General features: G+C 52.6%; 12 protein-coding genes and 2 pseudogenes. 9 read left to right on the forward strand and 5 right to left on the reverse strand.

Annotation, left to right across the window (positions count from 1 at the left end):
- The first annotated feature begins 34 nt into the window (after nt 1–34).
- Together rapA and rluA are read left to right on the forward strand one after the other, a co-directional pair.
- Nucleotides 35–2,941 (forward strand): RNA polymerase-associated protein RapA, encoded by a 2,907-nt coding sequence (gene rapA / locus O3W44_RS09805; RefSeq protein WP_269292912.1) that lies wholly within the window; start codon nt 35–37, stop codon nt 2,939–2,941.
- 31 nt (nt 2,942–2,972) lie between these two features.
- Entirely contained in the window at nt 2,973–3,632 is a 660-nt protein-coding gene (gene rluA, locus O3W44_RS09810; RefSeq protein ID WP_269294413.1) for a bifunctional tRNA pseudouridine(32) synthase/23S rRNA pseudouridine(746) synthase RluA, read from the forward strand.
- Nucleotides 3,633–3,757: 125 nt separating this feature from the next.
- Here the strand turns inward: rluA and djlA are convergent, their stop codons facing one another.
- A complete protein-coding gene (gene djlA, locus O3W44_RS09815; protein WP_269292913.1) occupies nt 3,758–4,567 on the reverse strand; it encodes a co-chaperone DjlA in 810 nt (269 codons plus the stop codon).
- A 146-nt stretch (nt 4,568–4,713) separates the two neighbouring features.
- Between djlA and lptD the strand changes: the two are divergent.
- The 6 genes and pseudogenes from lptD (at nt 4,714) to apaH (ending at nt 11,568) form a co-directional block, all read left to right on the forward strand.
- Nucleotides 4,714–7,127: pseudogene (lptD, locus tag O3W44_RS09820) on the forward strand (LPS assembly protein LptD).
- A 54-nt stretch (nt 7,128–7,181) separates the two neighbouring features.
- Entirely contained in the window at nt 7,182–8,477 is a 1,296-nt protein-coding gene (surA, locus tag O3W44_RS09825; protein WP_269292914.1) for a peptidylprolyl isomerase SurA, read from the forward strand.
- A pseudogene (pdxA, locus tag O3W44_RS09830) lies at nt 8,467–9,457 on the forward strand (4-hydroxythreonine-4-phosphate dehydrogenase PdxA). Before surA ends, pdxA begins: the two are co-directional and overlap by 11 nt.
- A complete protein-coding gene (gene rsmA, locus O3W44_RS09835) occupies nt 9,450–10,271 on the forward strand; it encodes a 16S rRNA (adenine(1518)-N(6)/adenine(1519)-N(6))-dimethyltransferase RsmA (RefSeq protein ID WP_269292915.1) in 822 nt (273 codons plus the stop codon). The pseudogene pdxA and the gene rsmA overlap by 8 nt, the downstream one beginning before the upstream one ends.
- Nucleotides 10,272–10,274: 3 nt before the next feature.
- Nucleotides 10,275–10,652, forward strand: a complete 378-nt coding sequence (apaG, locus tag O3W44_RS09840) for a Co2+/Mg2+ efflux protein ApaG (RefSeq protein WP_269292916.1) — start codon at nt 10,275–10,277, stop codon at nt 10,650–10,652.
- Between the two features lie 58 nt (nt 10,653–10,710).
- The gene (gene apaH, locus O3W44_RS09845) at nt 10,711–11,568 is read left to right on the forward strand and encodes a bis(5'-nucleosyl)-tetraphosphatase (symmetrical) ApaH (RefSeq protein WP_269292917.1); all 858 of its coding nucleotides are present in this window, start codon (nt 10,711–10,713) and stop codon (nt 11,566–11,568) included.
- 37 nt (nt 11,569–11,605) lie between these two features.
- Here the strand turns inward: apaH and O3W44_RS09850 are convergent, their stop codons facing one another.
- Together O3W44_RS09850 and folA are read right to left on the reverse strand one after the other, a co-directional pair.
- Complete coding sequence (locus O3W44_RS09850) at nt 11,606–13,489, reverse strand: PhoX family protein (RefSeq protein ID WP_269292918.1); 1,884 nt, start codon at nt 13,487–13,489, stop codon at nt 11,606–11,608.
- A 92-nt stretch (nt 13,490–13,581) separates the two neighbouring features.
- Entirely contained in the window at nt 13,582–14,064 is a 483-nt protein-coding gene (gene folA, locus O3W44_RS09855; protein ID WP_269292919.1) for a type 3 dihydrofolate reductase, read from the reverse strand.
- 272 nt (nt 14,065–14,336) lie between these two features.
- On the opposite strand from folA, the gene O3W44_RS09860 reads away from it, so the two are divergent.
- A complete protein-coding gene (locus O3W44_RS09860) occupies nt 14,337–14,714 on the forward strand; it encodes a DUF805 domain-containing protein (protein ID WP_269292920.1) in 378 nt (125 codons plus the stop codon).
- Nucleotides 14,715–14,754: 40 nt separating this feature from the next.
- Here the strand turns inward: O3W44_RS09860 and O3W44_RS09865 are convergent, their stop codons facing one another.
- Nucleotides 14,755–15,894: a porin gene (locus O3W44_RS09865; protein ID WP_269292921.1), complete on the reverse strand. Its 1,140-nt coding sequence runs from the start codon at nt 15,892–15,894 to the stop codon at nt 14,755–14,757.
- A 241-nt stretch (nt 15,895–16,135) separates the two neighbouring features.
- A complete protein-coding gene (gene carB / locus O3W44_RS09870; protein WP_269292922.1) occupies nt 16,136–19,357 on the reverse strand; it encodes a carbamoyl-phosphate synthase large subunit in 3,222 nt (1,073 codons plus the stop codon).
- Nucleotides 19,358–19,362 lie beyond the last annotated feature (5 nt).

Below are 19,362 nucleotides of genomic sequence, written 5' to 3' on the forward strand. Positions count from 1 at the left end.
TCAAAAACGTTAAAAAATTCGAGCTAAAAAATATATGGTTTTTACATTAGGTCAGCGTTGGATTAGTGATACGGAAAGCGAACTGGGATTAGGAACGGTCGTCGCGATTGATACGCGCATGGTCACGCTGCTCTTTCCGGCCACAGGCGAAAACCGTCTCTATGCCCGCAACGATTCGCCCGTCACGCGCGTCATCTTTAATCCGGGTGATACCGTCACCAGCCATGAAGGCTGGCAGATGCACGTTGACGAGGTTCGCAACGATAATGACCTGATGACCTATATCGGCACGCGCCTCGATACCGATGAGCGCGCGGTGATGCTGCGTGAAGTGATGCTTGACAGCAAACTGGTGTTCAGTAAGCCGCAGGATCGCCTGTTTGCCGGACAGCTTGATCGTATGGATCGCTTTGCGCTGCGCTTCCGCGCGCGTAAATACCAGAGTGCGCAATATCGACTGCCAGTCAGTGGACTGCGCGGCATGCGCACTAACCTGATCCCGCATCAGTTACACATTGCGCACGATGTTGGCCGCCGCCATGCGCCACGTGTGCTGCTGGCAGATGAAGTCGGCCTCGGTAAAACCATTGAAGCCGGCATGATCATTCAGCAGCAACTGCTGGCGGGACGCGCTGAACGTGTGCTGATTGTGGTACCGGAAACCTTGCAGCATCAGTGGCTGGTGGAAATGCTGCGTCGCTTCAACCTGCGCTTTGCACTGTTTGATGACGACCGCTACACCGAAGCCCAGCACGACAGCGATAACCCGTTTGATACTGAACAGTTAATTATCTGCTCACTCGATTTTGTTCGTCGCAACAAACAGCGTCTTGAACTGCTGGCTGACGCCGAGTGGGATTTACTGGTGGTGGACGAAGCGCACCATCTGGCGTGGTCAGAAGGCGCACCGAGCCGTGAATATCAGGTCATTGAGCAACTGGCAGAAAAAACACCGGGCGTGTTACTGCTGACCGCAACGCCAGAACAGCTGGGGATGGAAAGTCACTTTGCCCGTCTGCGTTTGCTCGATCCCGATCGCTTCCACGACTTCGAGCAGTTTGTTGAAGAGCAACAGCATTTCCGCCCGGTTGCAGACGCCGTCTCGTCATTGCTGGCCGACAAAGCGATCTCACAAGAGCAGATGAATATCATCAACGAACTGGTGGGTGAGCAAGATATTGAGCCGCTGCTCCAGGTGGCGAACAGCGATCGCGACGGCAAGCTGGACGCGCGTAAAGAACTGATATCGATGTTAATGGATCGCCACGGCACCAGCCGTGTCCTGTTCCGTAACACGCGTAACGGCGTGAAAGGTTTCCCGAAACGCGAACTGCATCAGATCCGCCTGCCGCTGCCTGCGCAGTATCAAACGGCGATCAAAGTCTCTGGCATCATGGGCACCCGCAAAAGCGCAGAAGAGCGCGCCCGTGACCTGCTCTACCCGGAGCAGATTTATCAGGAATTCGAAGGCGACACTGGCACCTGGTGGAACTTCGATCCACGCGTTGAGTGGCTCATGGGTTATCTCACCAGTAACCGCAAAGAAAAAGTGCTGGTGATTTGCGCCAAAGCTGCCACTGCGCTGCAACTGGAGCAGGTGCTGCGCGAGCGTGAAGGTATTCGTGCTGCCGTGTTCCATGAAGGTCTGTCGATCATTGAACGTGACCGTGCAGCCGCGTGGTTTGCTTCAGAAGAGAATGGCGCGCAGGTTCTGCTCTGCTCAGAAATCGGTTCTGAAGGCCGTAATTTCCAGTTCGCCAGCCGTCTGGTGATGTTTGATTTGCCTGCGAACCCCGATTTGCTGGAGCAGCGTATCGGTCGTCTTGACCGTATCGGCCAGTCACATGACATTCAGATTTTGGTGCCGTGGCTGGAAAAAACGGCTCAGGCCGTGCTGTTGCGCTGGTATCACGAAGGGCTAGATGCATTTGAGCATACCTGCCCGACTGGCCGCACCATTTACGATAGCGTGCATTCACAGTTGGTTAACTACCTTGCCACGCCGGAAAACAGCGAAGGCTTCGACGCCTTTATTGTTGAGTGTCGCAAGCAGCATGACGCCCTGAAATTGCAACTCGAACAGGGTCGCGATCGTCTGCTGGAGCTGAACTCTAACGGCGGTGAAGCGGCGCAGGCTCTGGCAAATGCGATTGGCGAGCAGGACAATGACACCGAGCTGGTGAATTTTGCCCTTAACCTTTTTGATATTGTCGGCATCAATCAGGAAGACCGCAGCGATAACCTGATCGTGTTGACGCCTTCCGATCATATGCTGGTGCCTGATTTCCCAGGCCTGCCGGAAGATGGCTGCACCATTACATTTAACCGCGATCAGGCACTATCACGCGAAGATACCCAGTTTATTACCTGGGAACATCCGTTGATCCGTAATGGCCTCGATCTGATCCTGTCCGGTGATACCGGCAGCAGTGCTTTATCGCTACTAAAAAATAAAGCCCTGCCTGTTGGCACACTGCTGGTAGAGATGATCTACGTGGTGGAAGCGCAGGCACCGAAGAATCTGCAGCTGACCCGTTTCCTGCCACCGACGCCACTTCGTCTGCTGTTGGATCGCAACGGTACTAACCTGGCGGCCAAAGTGGAGTTTGAAAGCTTCAACCGTCAGTTGAATGCAGTCAATCGCCATACCGGCAGCAAGCTGGTCAATGCCGTGCAGCAGGAAGTGCATGCCATTCTGACTCAGGCTGAAGAGAAAGTGGTGAGCGAAGCCCGCGCGGTGATTGACGCAGCGCGTCGCGAGGCGGATGAAAAACTAGGCGCAGAACTGGCGCGTCTGGAAGCGTTAAGAGCGGTCAACCCGAATATTCGTGACGATGAGGTTGAAGCGTTAGAAAGCAACCGTCAAAAGGTGCTGGAGCATCTCGACCAGGCCAACTGGCGCCTGGATGCCCTGCGTCTGATTGTTGTTACCCACCAGTAAAATTCAGGGGCCGAACGGCCCCTTTTTGGAAATATGCATGGAACCTTATAATCCGCCGCTTGAGCCATGGCTGCATATCCTTTATCAGGATGAGCATATTATGGTGGTGAATAAACCGAGCGGCCTGCTGTCTGTTCCCGGCCGACTGGAAGAGCATAAAGACAGTGTGATGTCGCGCATTCAACGCGATTATCCACAAGCGGAATCTGTGCACCGTCTCGACATGGCGACCAGCGGCGTGATTGTGGTTGCGCTGACCAAAGCGGCTGAACGCGAACTGAAACGCCAGTTTCGCGAGCGCGAGCCGTCAAAAACCTACGTGGCACGTATCTGGGGTCATCCGGCTGAAGAAAAAGGGCTGGTCGATTTGCCGCTGATTTGCGACTGGCCAAATCGCCCGAAGCAGAAGGTTTGTTTTGAAACAGGTAAGGCTGCACAAACTGAATATCAGGTGCTGGAATATTTAGCAGACAACAGTGCACGGGTGTTGTTGAAGCCCATCACCGGACGCTCGCACCAGCTGCGTGTGCATATGCTGGCGTTGGGGCATCCGATTTTAGGGGATGGTTTTTATGCCCACCCCGAAGCAAAAGCGATGGCCTCAAGGCTACTGCTGCACGCTGAGTCGCTGACCATTACGCATCCAAAGTTTGGTAATGCGATGACGTTTCGCCAGCCAGCCGATTTTTGACCACCAGCCTTATTCAGGCGTCAACGTCGCCGTCAGTTCAGGTACGGCCAGCGCACAGCACCCGGCGCGTACCTGAGGCGTGCGAGCACTGCTCTGGCCTGAAATGGCACATCAGCCAGCCTGAATTATTTGAATCCTTTTTCTTTGCGAATCAGATCGTAAGCTGCCTGAATTTCCTGCGCTTTTTGCTTCGCCATCTCCATCATCTCTGGCGGCAATCCTTTTGCTACCAGCTTATCGGGATGGTGTTCGCTCATTAGCTTACGGTAGGCGCGTTTAATGGTGGTTGCATCATCGCTACTTTTCACGCCCAACACGCTGCATGCGCCTTCCAGGGTCGGTCCGCGCTGCTGCTGATAGCCGCCATACGATGAACCCTGGCCGCCGCCAAACTGCTGGCTGCCCTCCATCATACGCAAAAACTGATCAAACTGAGCGTGTGAGATCCCCAGCTCTTCCGCAATCACATACAGCACCTGACGCTCATTCGGATGAAGAGAACCGTCAGCAAAGGCTGCCTGAATTTGAATTTCCAGAAACATCCGAATGAGATCGAAACGACCAAAGCAGGCGCTACGTAATTCACGCAGCTTGCTGCGCAGCGGATACTCGCTCTGCTTGCCTTCACGGAAGGCGCGCTGTGCTGCGGTACGCGATTCGCCATGCAGCTGCATTCGATCCATTAATAAGGAAGCAATCTGAATATCAGCTTCGGTAACGCGCCCTTTTGACTTGGTTAAATGCCCCATCACCTGAAAAGTGGTACTGAAAAACAGCGTCTGTCGCGTTTGATTGTTTGAGAAGTAAGCCTTGCCCTGTGCGCCGCGAACTTTGTCAATCAAGTGACCAATGACCAATCCGATCACAATTCCCCAAAAGCCTGCGCCAGAAATTAATCCTAATAGCAGACCTACAACTTTTCCCCAGTAGCGCATAAACTCCTCAATTCGCCATGCTTGCGGCTGAAAATTGCATTATCATACCTGTCATTTATCTCAGCGCCTAACGGCAACGCGGACAGACAAGGATTAACACTGGCGCAACGCCGGGCAGTAAGTTAGTCTCTGACCCGATTGTCGGCATGATGCCAGTTTTCATGGAATTCTCGATACCGCGTATGAAAAAACGTATACCTACCCTGCTGGCCACCCTGATCGGTGCCGCCGTTACCAGTCAGCATGCCCTCGCCGACGATTTGATGTCGCAGTGTATGTTAGGCGTGCCGAGCTATAACCGTCCGCTGGTGAGTGGCACCACCAATGAGCTGCCCGTTACCATTAACTCGGATTCTGCCAGGGGTAATTATCCTGATGACGCGGTATTTACCGGCAATGTGAACATTGAGCAGGGCAACAGCCGACTGCAGTCCGATGAAGTTCAACTTCATCAGCGCCAGCAGGAAGGGCAAACGACGCCGGTTCGTACCGTAGACGCCCTCGGTAATGTGCACTACGACGACAATCAGGTCATCCTGAAAGGTCCGAAAGCCTGGTCAAATCTGAACAGCAAAGATACCAATGTCTGGAACGGCGACTATCAAATGGTCGGACGTCAGGGACGCGGAACGGCAGATCAAATGAAGCTGCGCGGTAATAACCGCTATACCATTCTGGAAAATGGCAGTTTTACCTCTTGTTTGCCGGGCCAGAACAGCTGGAGCGTAGTGGGTTCCGAAGTGATTCAGGATCGCGAAGAAGAGGTTGCTGAGATCTGGAATGCTCGCTTCAAATTAGGCTCAGTGCCCATTTTCTACAGCCCTTATTTGCAATTGCCTATTGGCGATCGTCGCCGCTCAGGCTTTTTGATCCCGAATGCAAAATATGGCAGCAGCAACGGTTTCGAATTTGTGCTGCCCTATTACTGGAATATCGCACCACAAGCCGATGCCACAATCACGCCGCACTATATGAGTAAGCGCGGCATGCAGTGGCAAAATGAATTCCGCTATCTGACCGAAGTGGGTGCTGGCCTGGTTGAGTTTGATTATCTGGCCTCAGACGATCAGTACGACAAAGACAAAGCGGTACGGGGCATTGCGCAAGATGACAGTTCCGATCGCTGGTTATTTTACTGGCGTCATGCAGGCGTTTACGATCAGCACTGGCGCTTCAATGCTGACTACACCAAAGTCAGCGATGCATACTACTTCAACGATCTCGACTCGCAGTACTACAGCTCAACCGACGGTTATGCTACGCAGAAATTCAGCGTGGGCTACTTTGAAACCAACTGGGACGCCACGCTGTCGAGTAAAGATTTCCGGTATTTGGAAATACCAGTAGCAGCAACGTCTATCGGGCCCAGCCGCAGTTAGATGTTAACTTCTATCAAAATGATATTGGTCCTTTTGATGGCCGCATTTATGCGCAGGCAGTGAAATTCACTAACGTCAGCGATCGTTATCCAGAAGCTACACGTTTGCATGTTGAGCCGACACTGAACCTGCCATTGTCAAACGGCTGGGCAAGCCTGGACACTGAAGCAAAATTCCTGGCGACACATTACGAACAAGACAACGTTGATTATTACAATAACAACATTGCAGGACGTGATGGCAGTGTCAGTGGTGCCCTGAAAAGCTCTGTTAACCGCACTCTGCCCCAGTTCAAAGTCGATGGTCGCATGGTGTTTGACCGTGATATGGACTGGAATGAAGGCTATACCCAAACGCTGGAACCGCGCGTTCAGTACCTTTACATTCCTTATCGCAACCAAAGCGATATCTATCCTTACGACTCTACGCTGCTGCAAACTGATTACACGGGTTTGTTCCGCGATCGCACTTACAGCGGACTGGATCGCATTGCATCCTCTAATGAAGTCGCAACCGGTGTGACCACACGTATTTATGATAACGATTTGGTTGAACGTTTTAACGTTTCTGTAGGTCAAATCTACTCGTTTACCCCTTCGCGCACAGGTGTTAACCAGACCAACGATAAAGATGACACCGGCAGCTTGATCTGGGCAGGTGATACTTACTGGAAAGTAAGCGATCGTTGGGGTGTTCGAGGTGGTGTGCAATATGACACCAAGCTGGATAACGTCGCTCAGGGGAATGCCGTACTGGAGTATCGCCGCGATGCCGATCGTATGGTGCAGCTGAGCTATCGCTACAGCAGCCCGGAATATGTGGCTACCGCGCTGAATAATGCCGGTTTAGTAGATAACCCAATCTACAAAAATGGTATCTCTCAGGTCGGTGCGACCGCCAGTTGGCCGATTGCTGATGCCTGGTCTGTGGTAGGCGCTTATTATTATGATACGCGCAACACCAGACCTGCATCGCAGCTGGTTGGCCTGCAATACAGCTCATGCTGTTACGCCATTCGCCTGGGTTACGAACGCAAAATTAACGGCTGGGAAAACGAAGACAGCAAGTACGATAACCAAATCTCATTCAACATTGAGCTGCGTGGTCTGAGTTCTAATTATGGCTTAGGCACCAATCAAATGCTGCGTCAGGGCATCATCCCTTACCAGCGTGCTTTCTGATGTTGTGATGTTTGACAGGCAATCCCGCAGTGCGGAAACAACTATGGATAAAGTATGAAGAACTGGAGAATGCTGATTCTTGGTGTGGCGTTAAGCGCCAACACCGCGTTCGCAGCACCACAAGTGGTTGATAAAGTTGCAGCCGTGGTCAATAACGGTGTGGTTCTTGAGAGTGACGTGGACAGTATGATGAGCACGGTCAAGTCTCAGGCACAGCAGGCAGGTCAGCAATTGCCAGATGACAAAACGTTGCGCCATCAGATTCTGGAACGTCAGATCATGGACAACATCATTCTGCAAATGGGCGAAAAAGCCGGTCTACAAATTACCGATCAGCAACTGGACCAGGCCATTCAGAACATCGCTGCACAGAATCGCATGAGCACCGATCAGCTGCGTAGCCGTCTGGCTTACGACGGCATGAACTACAACACATACCGTGCGCAGATTCGCAAAGAGATGCTGATTACCGAAGTGCGTAACAACGAAGTGCGCCGTCGCGTCACTATTCTGCCGCAGGAAGTGGATACCTTATCAACGCAGATCGCTTCGCAGAATACCCAGGGTACCGAGCTGAACATTAGCCACATTCTGCTGCCGCTGCCGGAAAACCCGACACAGCAACAGGTTGACGATCAGGAAGCACTGGCGAAGCAGTTAGTCGGCGAACTGAAAAACGGTGCTGACTTCGGCAAGCTCGCGGTGACTTACTCTGCTGATCCCCAGGCGCTGAAAGGCGGCAATATGGGTTGGGGCAAAATCGAAGAGCTGCCAACGCTGTTTGCCCAGGCGTTAGCGACGGCGAAGAAAGGCGATATTGTTGGTCCTGTCCGCTCCGGCGTTGGCTTCCACATTTTGCGCGTAAATGATCTGCGCGGTGAGAGCAAAAACATTTCTGTGACGGAAGTGCATGCGCGTCATATTTTGTTGAAGCCATCACCGGTGCTGACCGATGAGCAGGCGCGGGCCAAACTGCAGCAAATTGCCGCAGATATCAGCAGTGGTAAAACGACCTTTGCGGCGGCTGCGAAACAGTTCTCTGACGATCCCGGTTCAGCGAATCAGGGCGGCGATCTCGGCTGGAATACCCCGGAAACCTACGATCCTGCCTTTCGTGATGCGCTGCTGCGCCTGCAAAAAGGCCAGACCAGCCAACCGGTTCACTCCTCCTTTGGCTGGCATTTGATTCAACTGCTCGATACGCGTCAGGTCGATAAAACCGATGCCGCTCAGAAAGAGCGAGCCTATCGCCTGCTGTTTAACCGTAAGTTCGCTGAAGAAGCACAAACCTGGATGCAGGAACAGCGTGCCGGCGCTTACGTGAAAATTCTGGACAACAATGCTCAGTAATTTCCGAGTAGTGATCACACCCGGCGAGCCTGCCGGGATTGGTCCCGATCTCACCGTTCAACTGGCCCAGCGAAACTGGCCAGTTGAACTGGTGGTCTGCGCTTCCCTGAATTGCTCCGCCAGCGCGCCGCTCAACTTGGGCTGCCGCTGACGCTGCGTGATTATCAGCCTAATGTTGCTGCGCAACCACAGCAGGCCGGTACTCTAACGGTGTTGCCGATTGAAACGCCGCAGCCGGTTAAGCCTGGCGAATTATGCGTGGCGAACAGCAATTATGTTTTGGCGACGCTGGCACGTGCCTGTGACGGCTGTCTGAGCGGTGAATTTGCTGCGCTGATAACCGGGCCGGTGCACAAAGGCGTGATTAATGATGCTGGCATCCCTTTTACCGGCCATACTGAATTCTTTGCTGACCGGGCCGGTGGTCATCGGGTTGTGATGATGCTGGCAACGGAAGAGTTGCGTGTTGCCCTGGCAACTACGCATTTGCCGCTGAAAGATGTCTCTGCCGCGATTACCCGTGACAGCCTGCACGAAGTGATCACTATTCTGCATCACGACCTGCAACATAAGTTCGCTATTCCTCAACCGCATATCTACGTTTGTGGGCTGAATCCACACGCGGGTGAAGGGGGCATATGGGACGTGAAGAGATCGATACTCTGATTCCCGCGCTTAACGAACTGCGCCAGCAAGGCATACAACTTACCGGCCCGCTGCCTGCGGATACCCTGTTCCAGCCGAAATATCTGCAACACGCCGATGCCGTGCTGGCGATGTATCACGATCAGGGCTTACCGGTGCTAAAATTTCAGGGCTTTGGGCGCGCGGTGAATATCACCCTTGGCCTGCCCTTTATCCGGACTTCGGTCGATCACGGCACCGCGCTAGAATTAGCCGGGCTGGGACAGGCTGAGCCGGGCAGCTTTATCACGGCGCTTAACCTCGCCATCACTATGATCAAGAGCAGTAATGAATAATCGCGTCCATCAGGGGCACTATGCCCGTAAACGTTTCGGGCAAAACTTCCTGAACGATCAATACATTATCGACAGCATTGTCTCTGCCATTCACCCACAGCGCGATCAGGCGCTGGTGGAGATTGGCCCCGGTCTCGGCGCGTTAACGGAGCCGGTAGGCGAACGCCTCGATAGCTTAACGGTCGTGGAGTTGGATCGCGATCTGGCTGCGCGTCTGCAGACCCATCCGTTTTTAGGGCCTAAGCTGACTATTTTCCAGCAAGATGCGATGACGTTTGATTTCGCTGCGCTGGCGCAGGAAAAAGGCCAGCCGCTGCGCGTGTTTGGCAATCTGCCCTACAATATTTCGACCCCGCTGATGTTCCATCTTTTCAGCTATACTGGTTCGATTAAAGATATGCACTTCATGTTGCAGAAGGAAGTGGTGAACCGTCTGGTTGCTGGTCCAGGCAGCAAAGCGTACGGTCGCCTGAGCGTAATGGCGCAATATTATTGTAAGGTGATCCCGGTGCTGGAAGTGCCGCCACACTCGTTTACACCACCACCTAAAGTCGATTCAGCTGTCGTGCGCCTGGTACCGTTTAACGAGCCACCGTATCCGGTAAGTGATGTGCGTTTACTGAGCCGTATCACTACCGAAGCATTTGGTCAGCGTCGCAAAACGTTGCGTAACAGCCTTAGCCATATGGTTGCGGCGGGTGCGCTGGAAGAGTTATCCATTGATCCTACATTGCGTGCCGAAAATATTTCGGTTGCGCAGTATTGTCAGTTAGCCAACTGGCTGGCTAACCATCAGGGTGAAGCGCAGGAGTGAGTCATGAGTGAATCGGCCCGCGTATATGTCCATGTTCAAAGCCTGTACGTTGAATCGCAATCCTCACCAGAGGATGAACGCTACGTCTTCGCTTATACCGTTACGGTGCGCAACATGGGCCGCACATCCGTGCAATTAGTGGGCCGTTACTGGCTTATCACCAACGGTAATGGCCGGGAAACTGAAGTTCAGGGTGAAGGTGTGGTGGGCGAACAACCACACATTGCGCCAGGCAGTGAATTTCAGTACACCAGCGGTGCCATTCTGGAAACACCGATGGGCACCATGCAAGGGCATTACGTGATGATCGACGAACAAGGCGATGAATTTCACGTTGAGATCCCGGTTTTCCGCCTCGCGATACAAACTCACATTCACTGATTTGCTTTCCTTTCGTCCGGCTATGCCGGACGAACGATTTTATTTCGGATAAATGTCTATGAGCACATACCTGATTGGCGATGTTCACGGTTGTTATAACGAATTACGTGCGCTGCTGAAGCAGGTCAGTTTTAACCCAGGGCAAGATACGCTGTGGTTAACCGGAGACCTGGTGGCGCGCGGCCCCGGCTCTCTGGACGTGTTGCGTTACGTCAAATCGCTGGGCGATTGTGTACGACTGGTACTTGGCAACCACGATCTCCATCTTCTGGCCGTTTACGCAGGCATTAGCCGCAATAAACCCAAAGATCGCCTGACACCGCTGCTGGAAGCTGACGATGCCGACGAGTTAATCAACTGGCTGCGTCGCCAACCGCTGCTACAGGTTGATGAAGAGAAAAAACTGGTGATGGGCCATGCCGGTATCACGCCCCAGTGGGATATCGAGACTGCAAAAAAATGCGCCCGTGAAGTGGAAGCCGTGCTCTCCAGCGATAGCTATCCGCTGTTTCTTGATGCCATGTACGGCGATATGCCCAATAACTGGAATGAAGCATTAAGCGGTCTGTCGCGGCTGCGTTTTAGCACCAATGCCCTGACCCGCATGCGCTTCTGTTTTCCGAATGGTCAGCTGGATATGATCTGCAAAGATACGCCAGATTCCGCACCGCCGCCGTTAAAACCGTGGTTCAACATTGAAGGGCCGGTTGCACGCGATTACACCATTGTGTTTGGTCACTGGGCCTCGCTGGAAGGCAAAGGTACGCCAGAAGGGATTATTGGTCTGGATACCGGCTGCTGCTGGGGCGGTACGCTGACCCTGCTGCACTGGGAAGAGCAACGCTATTACGTGCAGGCATCAAACCGCGAACATGCACTGGAAAGCAGCGAGAGCCTGACGCCTCCCGCTTCGTAATGTTAATGCTGGTCTTTGCGACCAGCTTATACATTTATCAGGCGCCGACAACGCCACCATCTTCACGGGTCACCATAATTACCGATGAACGTGGGCGCGGGCTGTTATGCGGGAAATGTGAGTCGCCCTCTTCTCCCGGATGCTGCACATTTACAAACAGCGTTTTGTAGTCTGGCGTGAAGGCAATGCCAGTCAGCTCGCATGATTTTGGCCCCACCATGAACCGACGAATTTCGCCTGTGTTTGGATCGCCCACCAGCATCTGATTATTACCCTGTCCCTGATAATCTTCCTCATTGCTGTATTTCCCGTCCGTCAGGATCCAGAGTCGTCCCTGCGCATCAAATCCCAGCCCATCCGGGCTGTTAAAGGTGTTTTCGGCGGTGATGTTCGGCGTGCCTCGGTAAATGCCCTCCGGGTGAGCAATCGGATTACCGCACAAGACAAAAATATCCCAGTCGAAAGTGAGTGACGTCGCGTCGCCCTTTTCATCCCAGCGAATAATCTGGCCGTAGATATTTTTGGGTCGCGGGTTCGCAGCATTAACTGGCATTCCTTCATCGCCACGCTTGCTGTTGTTAGTTAAGGTGCAGTAGGCGCGGCCATCATGCGGGTTAACGGCGATCCACTCTGGGCGATCCATTCGCGTGGCATTTACCACATCGGCAGCTGCGCGCGCGTTAATCACGACATCCGCCTGGCTGTGGAAGCCTTTCTCTGCAGTGAGTCCATTTTCTCCCCACTGTAGTGCCAGCCAGCGTCCTGTTCCCTTTAATGGCGTGCCATTTTCATCGCCGCTAAAGGTGGCTACATAGAGCGTGCCCTTGTCGAGCAAATCACCATTCGCCTGCGCATCATTGGGCGTCACCTTACCGGCAGAAACATATTTATAGATATATTCACCGCGCTCATCGTCTCCCATGTAAACCACTAACTGCCCGGTTTTAGCGACCGTGACGGCTGCATTTTCATGTTTAAACCGTCCCAGTGCAGTGCGTTTTACCGGTACAGCGTTCGGGTCCATCGGATCGATTTCAACGATCCAGCCGTGACGATTAAATTCATTGGGATTTTTAGCCACATCAAAGCGATCGTCGAAGTCAGACCAGTTACGCTCGGGTTCGGCGGCATTAAGCGTATAGCGTTTCTGCTGTGCGTCAGGCGTGAAATCTGCCTGCTTAGTACCAAAATAGGTGTCGTAGTTTTCTTCGCAGGTGAGATAGGTGCCCCAGGGGGTTTTCCCGTTAGCACAGTTACCAAACGTACCAAATACCTTCATGCCACTGGGATCGGCGCTGGTCTGTAAGGCTTTATCGCCCGCTGCCGGGCCGGAGAAACGCATTTCAGTTGTCGCGGTAATGCGTCGGTTATAGCCTGACGGACGCACAACCTGCCAACGGTTATCGTCGCCCCGCTTCACTTCTACAATTGAAACACCGTGCGCCGCCTGGGATTTTTTGACATCTTCCAGGCTGGTGGCTTTGCTGCCACCGTGGGCAAAAAGATACTGCTCGTTGACATATTCGTTGTTGATAGCCATCACGCCACGATTTTCATCAATCGCGAAAAAGCTCATGCCGTCGTTGTTATCACCGAACTGCTTTTCCTGATCTGCGGCGCTGTTATTACCCTGAGGATCAAATGCAGCGGCTCCATTGACCAGCGGATCGCCCCATGAAATTAGCACATCAGCACGATAACCCGCCGCCACGACAATCTCATCGGCTGTTGAAGCAGCAATCCCTTTAAAACCTAACAGCGGACTGCCGCCCAGCTCGCCTTTCGCCATGACGCTGCCAGAAAAGCTCAAACCGCCGCTAAGAAAACCCGCCAGGCCAACGGCACCTGAACCGGCAAGCAATTTACGACGAACAGGATCGCGCAGACGGTCGGCGCTTAAATCTTCTAATTTGCTTTTCATAATGCATTGCTTCCTTTGTATTTATCCCAGAGAAGAAGCAATGCTAAAGAAGCAATATGACGGCTTTGTTACAAACAGGCAGGACAAAAAACTTAACGGCGACGGTCAAGGATCTCAAAGCAGTAGCTGTGGGAATTCTGCTCATCTGCATCGTGGAATTCGCTAAAGGTAGATTGCCACTCATCCGGCTCGTAATCCGGGAACTGCGTATCACCTTCAACTTCAGCGTCAATATGGGTCAGATACAGACGATCGGCACGATCCAACATCTGCTCATAGATCCGCCCACCGCCGATTACCATAATCTCTTCGGCATCGCCTGCTGCCTGCACCGCTTCATCCAGCGATGTTACCCAGGTGACGCCTTCTGCGTTACCAGGCTTGCTGCTTACAACAATATTCAGGCGCCCCGGCAACGGCCGACCAATTGATTCAAACGTCAGTCGCCCCATAATCACTGGCTTTTTCAGTGTGTTGCGCTTAAACCACGCCAAATCTGCAGGCAGGTCCCACGGCATGGCGTTCTCCATACCGATAATGCGATCCGCTGCTAATGCCGCGATAAGACTAATCATGTTAAAAGACTCACTGGAAAAAATTGGCGCCATCATACGTAAAGGCGAAACTTTCGTCGATAGTGAGAAAGGTGTATTTGCGTAAAGCTTTTTTGCCACCGTATTTTTGTTACTGGACAGAGTTTTAAACCGTATTTTTCCCGTCTGCTGAATCAAGCCGCCAGTTAAAAGCAGATAGCTGGCACAAGGAGAGGTCTCTTCCTCTCTGCCGTGACGACTAAAGCAAAGCCTAATATTATAGGCGCTCTTTTCACACGACTAAGGGCGTCTGGGTGAATGATTATCTTTCTGTTTTGAAGCAGTATGCGGTTATAAAAGGCCGCTGCCGCCGTAAGACTTTCTGGATATTCGTTTTAATCAACGTGCTGATTTCAGTGATGTTGGGGATCGTTGATGCGTTACTGGGACTTAATATTTTTCAGGATGAAGGTTTGCTCTCCTTTATCTATTCGCTGGCGGTTTTAGTTCCCACTATCACGGTGTCAGTGCGACGGCTGCATGATTTAGACCGTTCGGGTTGGTGGTTGCTACTGGTGCTGCTACCGCTTATCGGCTCGCTGTTGTTGCTCGTCTGTTTCTGCTTCAAAGGTAGCCAGGGTCCCAACCGCTTCGGCGCTGATCCGTTACACTTCCCCGCGCCTCCTCAGTAATAAAAAACGGCTCCCTGCGGAGCCGCTACTGTTAAGCAAATCAGAAATCGTAGCGCAGACGCACCAGATTCATATCGCCCAGATTGTCGCTGCTTGAGGTGAACACATGCTCGTAATCGACGCGGAAACCGTAATCGAGGAACAAAGTGACGCCTACACCGTTATCGATGCGCTGATACTGACGCCCTTTAGTATATTCCAGTCGGTCACCCATAAAGTAAGGCTGCACCGCTTTTAGCCCATACTGTTTAACCGGGATTTTATAGCCTGCGTAGTATTCAATTCCCCAGGCATCATCCGCGAAGTAATTGTGCACATTGGTTTGTCTGGTGGTCAGGAAGTTTTGATACCAACCGCCGCCAGCTGAAAGCGTCCAGTTACCTGGCGTCCAGTTTAATGCGGTACCCACAATGTTTTGATCGTAATCTTTGCTGTCGCCATTATTTGGATTACGCATTGCGGCGCGGGTGTAGTTCCACGCGGTTCCCCACGTCAGATCGTCGGTAATGTGATAATCAACCCCCAGCGATCCGCCACCTTTGCGCTTGTAGCGCAGGCCATTGCCCGGCAGGTATTCGTTATCGTTGAACAGATATGAGGCGTAGATATCCAGTGCACCAAAGCTGTTTTTGTATTTCAGTTGCTTACGTGAACGATAGGATCCGTCGTAGTCGCCATTGATGCCGTTGCCTGGCGCCTGGGCCAGCATGTCGTAATCCCAGATATCCGTTTTTGCACCGACGACATCATAGTAAACGCTGTTCTGTTGTCCAAAGGTCAACTGTCCCCAGGTTTTGCTTTTCAGACCGGTATACAGCTGGCGGCGCGTGGTGTCATTGGCACCGTCGGCGTAGTGATTATCCCAGCTAAACAGGGCCGGAATGTTCACGCCGACTTCGTAATAGCTTGTCCAGCTGACATCATCGAACAGAAAGTAATCAGCACCGAAACGGAAACGCGTTCCCCCATCAAAGCCGTTACGCTTGTATGACTTATCATTGACGCCCGTTTGATGATTGAACTGCGCACGAATGCTGCCGCCAACCGCAAAATTCAAGCGACTCAACGGATCGCCTGCCTGTGGATCTTGCTTAAGAAGAGTAATTTCTGCCTGGCTGGTAAATGGCAGCAACGACATGAGGGCAGCCACTGCACTCAGTGAAAAAGCACGCATTTTCATTTTTTATAAATATCTCTGTTAATGCTCCAGTAATGAGCGGGCGAAATATTACAGTGCTAATTATTGAAAAGAGAGGTTTTGGCTTTATAGATTTGTGCGGAGAGGGTTTTTTCGCATAAACTGTTAAAAACTAAGTCAAATTATCTGAATTCAGATAATGATATGGCAGTTAAAACTGCCTCACCTGCCTTATTCTTACCCTAAAAAAACGGCTCCCACAGGAGCCGTTTACGGGTTCAGGTTAGTTTTTTATTTGCGCATGCATTTCCTGAACAGAGATGACTTGCTCGGTCGGATCGGCGTTTAACGCCATCGCCGTGGCGAAGCCGCCGTTCAGGGTGGTGTCATAATGCACCTTATATTGCAGCGCGCTGCGGCGAATCAGTTTGGAATCTTCGATTGCCTGACGACCAGCGGTGGTATTCACGATGTAGGCATATTCACCGTTTTTCAAACGATCCTGAATATGTGGACGACCTTCGTGCACCTTGTTCACCAGACGCGGATTGATTCCCGCTTCACCCAACACGACGGCTGTACCGTGCGTCGCATCCAGCTCAAAACCAAACTTTTGCAGCTTCGCGGCGAGATCAACGATACGTTTTTTATCGCCTTCACGCACCGACAACAGCGCACGCCCGGTTTTCTTCATGTTGCTCTGTGCTCCCAGCATCGCTTTAGCAAACGCTTCAGCAAACGTGCGTCCTACCCCCATGACTTCACCGGTGGAACGCATCTCTGGACCAAGGATAGGGTCAACACCCTGGAACTTGTTGAACGGCAACACCACTTCTTTCACCGAATAGTACGGTGGGATCACTTCTTTCGTGACGCCCTGCTCAGCCAGGGTTTTGCCTGCCATGACGCGGGCAGCCACTTTCGCCAGCGGCACGCCTGTTGCTTTAGAAACGAACGGCACAGTACGGGCAGCACGCGGGTTGACTTCAATCAGATAGACTTCGTTGTCTTTCACTGCAAACTGTACGTTCATCAGACCGCGCACGTTCAGCTCGAAAGCCAGTTTTTCTACCTGCTGGCGCATGACATTTTGAATATCCTGATTCAGCGTGTAAGCGGGCAGCGAACATGCCGAGTCACCTGAGTGAACCCCCGCCTGCTCAATGTGTTCCATGATGCCGCCAATCAGTACGCGCTCACCGTCGCAAATGGCATCGACATCAACTTCTACTGCATCATCAAGGAAGCGATCCAGCAGCACCGGCGCATCATTTGATACCGATACGGCCGTCTGGAAATAACGCTTCAGGTCAGTTTCGTCATAAACGATTTCCATTGCGCGTCCACCCAGTACATAAGATGGGCGCACCACTAACGGATAACCGATGCCGGCCGCTTTCTCTACCGCCTGTTCCAGCGTCGCAACGGTGGCGTTCGCAGGCTGTTTCAGGTTCAGACGATCAACCGCCTGCTGGAAACGCTCGCGGTCTTCCGCACGGTCAATCGCATCCGGGCTGGTACCAATCACAGGCACGCCTGCGGCTTCCAGCGCACGCGCCAGCTTCAGTGGGGTTTGACCACCGTACTGTACGATAACGCCTTTCGGCTTCTCGATACGCACGATTTCCAGGACATCTTCCAGCGTTACCGGCTCAAAATAGAGGCGGTCAGAGGTGTCGTAATCGGTCGAAACGGTTTCCGGGTTACAGTTCACCATAATGGTTTCGTAACCGTCTTCACGCAGCGCCAGGGCCGCATGAACGCAGCAGTAATCGAACTCAATGCCCTGGCCGATACGGTTTGGACCGCCGCCCAGCACCATGATTTTGTCACGATCCTGATTTGGATTTGCTTCGCACTCTTCCTCATAGGTTGAGTACATATAAGCGGTATCGGTCGCAAACTCTGCGGCACAGGTATCGACGCGCTTGTAAACCGGATGCAGGTTGAATTGCTGACGCAATTTACGCACTTCGCTCTCTGCCACACCGGCAAGGGCTGCCAGACGCGCATCGGCAAAACCTTTACGCTTCAGGGCACGCAGGAAGGTAGCATCAAGGCTGTTTACGCCTTCACGCGCAACCTGCTCTTCCAGACGAACCAGCTCTTCAATCTGCACCAGGAACCAGCGATCAATGTTGGTCAGGTTAAACACACCATCCACTGACATTCCGGCGCGGAATGCGTCAGCGATATACCAGATACGATCAGAACCTGCATCTTTCAGTTCGCGGCGAATGCGGGTTAAGGCTTCAGCGTCGTCGAGGTTTACTTTCGGATCAAAACCGTTTGCGCCAACTTCCAGACCGCGCAGGGCTTTCTGCATCGACTCCTGGAAAGTACGGCCAATCGCCATCACTTCACCTACAGATTTCATCTGCGTGGTCAGGCGATCGTTGGCACCGGCAAACTTCTCGAAGTTAAAACGCGGGATCTTGGTCACGACGTAGTCGATTGACGGCTCGAACGATGCTGGCGTCAAACCGCCAGTGATGTCATTCATCAGTTCATCAAGGGTGTAACCCACTGCCAGCTTGGCGGCGACTTTCGCAATCGGGAAGCCTGTCGCTTTAGACGCCAGTGCCGAAGAACGTGATACACGCGGGTTCATCTCAATGATAATCAGACGGCCATTTTTCGGGTTGACCGAAAACTGCACGTTGGAGCCGCCTGTTTCTACACCAATTTCACGCAGTACCGCCATCGAGGCGTTACGCATGATTTGATATTCTTTGTCAGTCAGGGTTTGTGCAGGCGCGACAGTGATGGAGTCACCGGTGTGAATGCCCATCGCGTCGAAGTTTTCGATTGAGCAGACGATAATGCAGTTGTCGTTTTTATCACGCACCACTTCCATCTCGTACTCTTTCCAGCCAATCAGCGATTCATCAATCAGCAGCTCATTGGTTGGCGACAGGTCGAGGCCGCGTTCGCAGATCTCTTCGAATTCTTCACGATTGTAAGCGATGCCCCCCGTGCCGCCCATGGTAAAAGAGGGACGAATAATGCAGGGGAAGCCGACATCTTCCGCAACGGCCAGTGCCTCTTCCATGGTATGTGCAATGCCGGAACGCGCAGTTTCCAGCCCGATGCTTTTCATTGCTTTGTCGAAACGCTGGCGATCTTCAGCTTTGTCGATGGCATCTGCGGTTGCACCAATCATGGTTACGCCGAACTCTTCCAGCACACCCTGACGTTCCAGCTCCAGCGCACAGTTCAGTGCCGTCTGGCCGCCCATGGTCGGCAGCACCGCATCCGGGCGCTCTTTTTCAATGATTTTGCGCACCACTTCCCAGTGAATGGGCTCGATATAGGTCGCATCGGCCATTTCCGGATCGGTCATAATGGTTGCCGGGTTAGAGTTAACCAGGATGACGCGATAACCCTCTTCACGCAACGCCTTACACGCCTGCGCACCGGAGTAGTCAAATTCACAGGCCTGGCCGATCACAATCGGACCGGCGCCAAGAATCAGGATGGATTTTATGTCTGTACGTTTTGGCATGATTA

It is taken from the genome of Pantoea sp. LMR881 (genome assembly GCF_027157825.1).
Classification (GTDB): Bacteria; Pseudomonadota; Gammaproteobacteria; order Enterobacterales; family Enterobacteriaceae; genus Pantoea; species Pantoea haifensis.

Bases quoted from the DNA above. Each gene is read 5' to 3' on its own strand.
- rapA (WP_269292912.1), top strand. From the start codon at position 35: ATGGTTTTTACATTAGGTCAGCGTTGGATTAGTGATACGGAAAGCGAA.
- djlA (WP_269292913.1), bottom strand. From the start codon at position 4,567: ATGCGCTACTGGGGAAAAGTTGTAGGTCTGCTATTAGGATTAATTTCT.
- surA (WP_269292914.1), top strand. From the start codon at position 7,182: ATGAAGAACTGGAGAATGCTGATTCTTGGTGTGGCGTTAAGCGCCAAC.
- rsmA (WP_269292915.1), top strand. From the start codon at position 9,450: ATGAATAATCGCGTCCATCAGGGGCACTATGCCCGTAAACGTTTCGGG.
- apaG (WP_269292916.1), top strand. From the start codon at position 10,275: ATGAGTGAATCGGCCCGCGTATATGTCCATGTTCAAAGCCTGTACGTT.
- apaH (WP_269292917.1), top strand. From the start codon at position 10,711: ATGAGCACATACCTGATTGGCGATGTTCACGGTTGTTATAACGAATTA.
- O3W44_RS09850 (WP_269292918.1), bottom strand. From the start codon at position 13,489: ATGAAAAGCAAATTAGAAGATTTAAGCGCCGACCGTCTGCGCGATCCT.
- folA (WP_269292919.1), bottom strand. From the start codon at position 14,064: ATGATTAGTCTTATCGCGGCATTAGCAGCGGATCGCATTATCGGTATG.
- O3W44_RS09865 (WP_269292921.1), bottom strand. From the start codon at position 15,894: ATGAAAATGCGTGCTTTTTCACTGAGTGCAGTGGCTGCCCTCATGTCG.
- carB (WP_269292922.1), bottom strand. From the start codon at position 19,357: ATGCCAAAACGTACAGACATAAAATCCATCCTGATTCTTGGCGCCGGT.